This window comes from Leclercia sp. GHBNCSD (assembly GCF_055805075.1).
Genome location: NZ_JBQVYO010000006.1, coordinates 1 through 6,253, shown reverse-complemented (window position 1 = coordinate 6,253; position 6,253 = coordinate 1). Strand labels below are relative to the sequence as shown.

The following is a 6,253-nucleotide window of genomic DNA, read 5'->3' as shown; positions in this document are numbered from 1 at the left end:
GCGCTACCGGGAGGAAGTCAGCAAGCTGAGTGAGAAAGCCCATCTGCCGTATGACGCCTATCAGGAAAATAACGAGAAGAATAAAGCGGCGCTGGGTAATGACGGCAAAGGACCCTTTAAATTCCAGAGCGATAACTTGAAAAACGCGCTTGATATGCATTTTGCCAAAGGAGGCGGAACCTTTGCTAATGCGACGACCACTATTCCCGACATGTTAGGGCCGGGTGCCGGTGGCTTTGGTGTGGCCGCAGCGGGATTTGCTTCTCTGCACCTGAATGGCGGCGATTTCACCCATCCTGTTTATGAAAACCCGCACCGCATTTATCAGTTTTTTGCTGCGCAACGGCTGGCGGATTTGATTATTCAGATTCGAAGTGAGCCTGTCACTGAAAAGGATGTGATTAATGTGGTCGCCCATAGCCAGGGAACTATCATCACCATGCTGGCAAATATGCTGGTCAAACAGGCCGGTTATGACCCGGTTAACTGCGTCATTCTTAACCACTCTCCCTATTCGCTGGAGTCGCGCGCATTTGAAAATATTCAGCCCGGATATCAACAGACCAACGCGGCCAGGCAGAACACCTTCAAAAACTTCTGTCGCCTGATGTACACGCAGTGGAAAGGGGGCGGAAAAATAACAGAGGGTGAACTGCAGGCGATGGAGGCCTCCTGCACCCTGCGTAAACCTTCCGATAATCCGCTGCGGACCGATGACCGGTATTGCCGGAGCAACGACGGCAAGGTGTACAACTACTTTTGTCCGAACGACGGTGTCGTGTCGCTGGAAAATGTGCAGGGGATGGGCTGGCGGGGCATCCCTCAGAAAATAGCCCGTGATATTCCTAATCTGTATCAGCGCGTTTTTTATCAGCACGGCGAGGTAGGGAAAGAGCCGGACGGTGCGCCTTTTACGTTACCGCCGCGAAAGGAGGGAGATGCAGAATATGCCTTCCTGACGAACAGCAGTTATAACTTTCGTGATGTAATCATTAACGGCGAGGAATTACCGGAGCCGTTTATTTTCAAGCTCCAGGGGCAGGATAACCATCCTGATAACGATCCAAAAACCAGTGACAAACCCTATACCTATTATATCGATCCGGAAAGTCCGGACGCTTACATCTCCTATTCCGCCAAAGCCAGCGCTATTAAGCGCACGGACTCTGCAATGTATATGCTCAACAGCTATCAGCGAGTTAGCTGGAAACCAGGGCATGTCTTAACGCGCGATGAACTTGAGATTGAAAGTATTGCCCGGAAACACACAGTCATTGAAGGGAAGGTTACGGGTTCAAAAGAGTACCCGGTACTGTCCATAACCTGGCTGAAAACCCGTGAAGAGCTGGAAGCAGAATGGCAGAAAACGGATCCGGTTGGTTACAGCCAGCACTCTTCCATTGTGATGAGCGAGTTTGCGCCGTCTCAGGCAATGGCCTTTGACCTGGCGATTGGACAGTGTAAATCGTTTGATTTCAAAGCGGGGAAATTCTGGGAAGAGCTATTGCATCGTGCAGACTGGCGGGATCCATTAAATGGTTTTCCTGCTGCTAAAGAATATTATCGTTCCGGAAGATTACCAGCGGGTACGACTAAAAACTTTATGAATAAACCTGACAATGTGCTACCACAAGGTGATTACGGTGTAAAGAATGATTATGCCGGCATCCGACCTCGGTCACGTCATCCGAAAGATATTGATATGGGTATTGTCAGGTTGGAAGACTTCAAGGAAATGAAGTTATTGCAATGGGAAATGCCAAAACCTAAAAGTGACAGCCAGTTGGCTTAAGGACAGAGCATGAAGGGACTTTGTGTTGTTTTCGCATTCGCTACTATTTTACTGACTGCGAATAGTTTGGCGAAAACGCCACCGACGCAGGTTGTTTATCGGTTCGATGACCATCGCTACCTTGAGTTAAAAGGTTGGGATTGCCAGGGGGAACTCTGGTATACGGATATAAAGCGAGGCATTCATTCACAGCCATATTTTCAGTTTTACCGAATATTCACCCGCAAATTTATTCATCCTTCAGAGCGTTATATTTCTATCCCAAACTGGGAGGTGGATGGATTTCTTGTTTCGAAAGATTATGGCGAAACATGGAAGGCTGTTGGCTTTGCTCCCGGGCATAATGAACCTAATGGTGATGACTACGCGCCTGCTGAAGACGTATTATCCTTCACCGTCGTCAACGATCAGGGTTTTTTACAGACCAAACACCGTCTGTATATGTCGTCAAAGCCGTTTGAAGATCCGCGTATTCTGCCTGGTGGCCCAGGCATTGAATTTACCGTGGAGGACGGTATGGGAGGCATAGTTAACGGGAAGCTGGAACCCCGTTCTCCGGGCTGGGCCTGGGGGATGATTTATATGACTAAGCAAGGGCTTGAAAACAGCACTCAACAATTTAAAACGAACTGGCAGGGTTTACCCGACAAAGTCCCCGAAGTGAAGGGGTACACCGGCTGGGATCATATGCGCTGTGACATGGATGCGGGGCGATAAATGATGAAAGGATTATGTACTATTCTCGCAGTCGTCACCGTTGTGCTGGCTTCTGAGTGCCAGGCGAAAGAGTCACCGACACAAGTTATTTATCGGTTTGATGAACATCGTTACCTCGAGTTGAAAGGATGGGATTGTGAAGGAGAACTCTGGTATACGGATACCAAACGGGGTATTCACACAATGCCAGCCAGTCAGTTTTATCGAATTTTTACGCGAAAGTTTATTCACCCCTCTGAGAAATATATAGCAATTACCAACTGGCAAGTGGATGGATTCCTTGTTTCAAAAGATTATGGCGAAACATGGAAGGCTATTGGCTTTGCTCCCGGGCATAATGAACCTAATGGTGATGACTACGCGCCTGCTGAAGACGTATTATCCTTCACCGTTGTCAACGATCAGGGTTTTCTGCAGACCAGACACCGGCTGTATATGTCGTCAAAGCCGTTTGAAGATCCGCGTATTCTGCCGGGTGGTCCAGGCATTGAATATACCGTCGATGACGGTATGGGAAGCAAAGTAAATGGGAAAATAGAACCCCGTTTCCCAGGGCCAGCCTGGGGGATGGATTACATCACCAAACAAGCACTGAAAGATAATACAGCCCAATTTAAAGCAAACTATCAGGGCTTACCCGACAAGGTACCTGAAGTGAAGGACTATACCGGTTGGGATCGGATGCGCTGTGACATGGATGCGGGGCGATAGGTGATGAAAGGATTATGCCGGGCGGCGCTGCGTTTGCCCGGCCTACAGTTTCCGTGCCCTTCCAGGCCGGGTAAGGCGCAGCCGCCACCCGCAAATGAGGCCGCCGGATAAAAAAACGTGTTCGTCATTTTGTTATTTAAATCTGATTAAAAGGTGTGTGCTTTATATTTGTGTGGTGATTTTTTTTATGCCTATGAATTTATTTAGTGAATATCCTTGTATCTATAACGCCTGATTTTACATGGCTAAATCATATTTTAATAATAGCGTTGGGTGTATTATTTAAAAGCAGGTCCACCGTTTATTAAAAGGATGTTTATCTATGGCAGGGAACAACGAAGTTGTCCAGCAGGCTACCTTAAATCGTTATTTGTTGTATTTTCCCCGTAGTAAAAACGTTATTCCTGATGTTCACTCGTTTACCGGAACAGAGGGATTAAGTGAGCCCTGGCGCTATACCATTCGTTTTACCAGTCCGGATCAAAACATTGCTATTGATGCTGTCCTTAACCAGATGGCCGAATTTATTCTGCGAGCCCCAAACCCAAAAGCCTCCTGGCAGGGACAAACGCCCTGGCTACCGTTACGACAGATAAACGGTACGATCACAAAATTTTCCCGCCTTAAGTCATCCGGTGATGAAGCCCTGTATGAATGCGTGCTGGAGCATGAGCTGGCGCTGCTTGACAGATACTACCGCTCCGCCGTGTACATGAATATCACAGTACCGGAACTCGTCACGAAGCTGATGAAGGAGAGTAGTCATTTTGATGGCTACAACATCGATTTTGACCAGCTGAGCCACAGCTACCCTCGCCGGGAGATGATTATCCAGTGGAAAGAAACCGATCTGCAGTTCATCCGCCGTTTGCTGGCGGAGGTGGGGATCTGGTTCCGCTTAGAGAATCACGACAAAGTGAAGTCAGAAACCGTCGTTATATTTGGCGATTCTGAACGTCGCTATATCTTCAGCGACAAACCGGTGCCCTATGTGCGCCATTCTGGCATGACCAGTTACGCCGATTACATTACCGATCTGGAGGAACAGCACGATTTAATCCCCCAAAACGCGTTGGTACGCACCTATAACTACCGCGACCCGCACTCGCCTCAGGCCGACAAAACTATCGACATAAGTGATATCCCTCAGGGTGTCACCACAGGACAACATTATCACTATGCCGATCCTTACCTGACTAACGGTGATTATTATGGCGAAGAGGCGGAAACGGCCACGTTTTACGCCCGGCTTCGTTTTGAGCGTCTGCTGAACGGCCAGAGTGTTCTGGGGGCGACGACCAGCGATCCCGAACTTCACCCGGGTATCATATTTCACCCCACGGGGCCCATTCCAGACGGTTTTAAACCCGGCTTTCTGATAACGAAGATGACCATCCGCAGCAGTCGCGCGGAACATTACCGCGCCGTGCTGACGGGTATCCCCTACATCCACGGCTACAGCTTCCGCCCTGAATATATACCCCGGCCAGTGATAGCCGGAACCGTGCCTGCAAGAGTGGCGGCTATCGGGGGAGATAAAACTTATGCCGGGCTTGATGCGCACGGGCGCTACCGGGTGAAGTTTGATTTTGACCTGGATGAGAAGCGTGACGGGTTTGAAAGCGCTCTGGTACGTCTTGGAAGAGCCTATGCCGGTGACACCTTTGGCATTCACTTTCCGCTGCTGGACGGCACCGAGGTGGCCATTGGTTTTGAAGGCGGCGATCCGGACCGACCTTTTATTGCCCACGCTATGCATGATGGCAGCCGCCCGGATTTAGTCACCAACCGCAACGATACCCGCAACGTGATCCGCACGGCTGCGTTCAACAAGATTCGTCTTGAGGACCGCCGCGGCCAGGAGCATATCAAGATTTCTACGGAGTACGGCAAGGGGCAACTCAGCGTGGGACATCTGGTCGATGCTGAAGGGAAAAAACGTGGCGAAGGCCTTGAGGCCCGTACCGATGACTGGATGTCACTGCGTGCCGCCAAAGGGGTGATGATCACTACTGAAGCCCAGCCACGCGCCGCAGGGAAACAGCTGGATATGGCAGCAGCCATCGCGCAGCTTGAGAAAGCTTTATCGCTGGCGATGACCCTGCAACAAAGTGCGCTGACGGCGGGGGCCTGTAATGTCGAAACCGACCAGCAGAATGCGCTCAGTCAGGCGTTAAGTCATCTCACGGAACCCGGCATTCTGGCCTATGGCAAAAACGGGATTGCTCAAATCACACCGGACAGTCTGCAACTGTCTGCCGGGAAGGACCTGATCGCCACGGCGGGCAATGATACCAGCGTGAATGTGGTGAAAAAATTCTCACTGGCCGTGGGGGAGAAAATTTCGCTGTTTGCCCGCAAGCTCGGTATTCAGATGATTGCCGGTGCAGGGGATATCACGACCCAGGCGCAGCGCGGTGAAATGCACATGCTGTCACAGCAGGATTTCACGCTGACCAGTACCGCCGGGAAGATGAACGGCAGTGCCAGAGAGGGGATGCAGTTTGTCTGCGGTGGGGGCGGGATCCGCATCAGTCCGAACGGGCTGGTCACCATTTTCTCGCCAACCGGCATTGAGCTTAAAGCACCGAACCTGAAATACGACGGTCCGGAAAGTGCGTCAGTTCAATCGCCATCCTTCGAGAAAGGTGCTTTTAAGCTCCGCTATAAGCTGCACGCGGGCGATGACCCGGAGCAAATTCTGGCAAACAAAAAATTCAGACTGACGAATTCGTCCGGCCAGATTGTAGAAGGCGTGACGGACAGCAATGGTCATTCACCGCTGCTTGATGCTGACGATCTCGACAGTTACAAAATGGAGTTGATGGAATGACGGAGTCGAAGACAAAACCATATGCCCCACGGGTGATCTCTGAAGGCGATATTCCGGTACACAAAAGTCTGGGAGAAGCCGCCCAGACGCGCAACGTGGGCGTGCCGCGCCCGATGCCGGGGATCGTGATCCTGGTCCACGGCGTAAACGACGTGGGTGAGGCGTACCAGAATCAGGAGAAGGGCATTCTTGCAGGACTG

At 50.7% G+C, this 6,253-nt stretch carries 5 protein-coding genes; all 5 read left to right on the top strand.

The features are described from left to right. On the top strand, nucleotides 1–1,792 hold a 1,792-nt coding region (locus ACT3IC_RS23435), incomplete at its 5' end, for a T6SS effector phospholipase Tle3 domain-containing protein (protein WP_473479868.1). A 9-nt stretch (nucleotides 1,793–1,801) separates the two neighbouring features. Further along, nucleotides 1,802–2,509, top strand: coding sequence for a T6SS immunity protein Tli3 family protein (locus ACT3IC_RS23430; protein WP_156654529.1), 708 nt, complete (start codon nucleotides 1,802–1,804; stop codon nucleotides 2,507–2,509). A gap of 3 nt (nucleotides 2,510–2,512) precedes the next feature. After that, nucleotides 2,513–3,220, top strand: a complete 708-nt coding sequence (locus tag ACT3IC_RS23425; protein WP_473479870.1) for a T6SS immunity protein Tli3 family protein — start codon at nucleotides 2,513–2,515, stop codon at nucleotides 3,218–3,220. Nucleotides 3,221–3,542: 322 nt separating this feature from the next. Next, nucleotides 3,543–6,053, top strand: coding sequence for a DUF2345 domain-containing protein (locus tag ACT3IC_RS23420; RefSeq protein ID WP_473479865.1), 2,511 nt, complete (start codon nucleotides 3,543–3,545; stop codon nucleotides 6,051–6,053). Beyond that, a partial coding sequence (locus ACT3IC_RS23415; protein ID WP_473479863.1) for a T6SS effector phospholipase Tle3 domain-containing protein occupies nucleotides 6,050–6,253 on the top strand: 204 nt, incomplete at its 3' end. The genes ACT3IC_RS23420 and ACT3IC_RS23415, both read left to right, overlap by 4 nt.

Bases quoted from the DNA above. Each gene is read 5' to 3' on its own strand.
- ACT3IC_RS23430 (WP_156654529.1), top strand. From the start codon at position 1,802: ATGAAGGGACTTTGTGTTGTTTTCGCATTCGCTACTATTTTACTGACT.
- ACT3IC_RS23420 (WP_473479865.1), top strand. From the start codon at position 3,543: ATGGCAGGGAACAACGAAGTTGTCCAGCAGGCTACCTTAAATCGTTAT.
- ACT3IC_RS23425 (WP_473479870.1), top strand. From the start codon at position 2,513: ATGAAAGGATTATGTACTATTCTCGCAGTCGTCACCGTTGTGCTGGCT.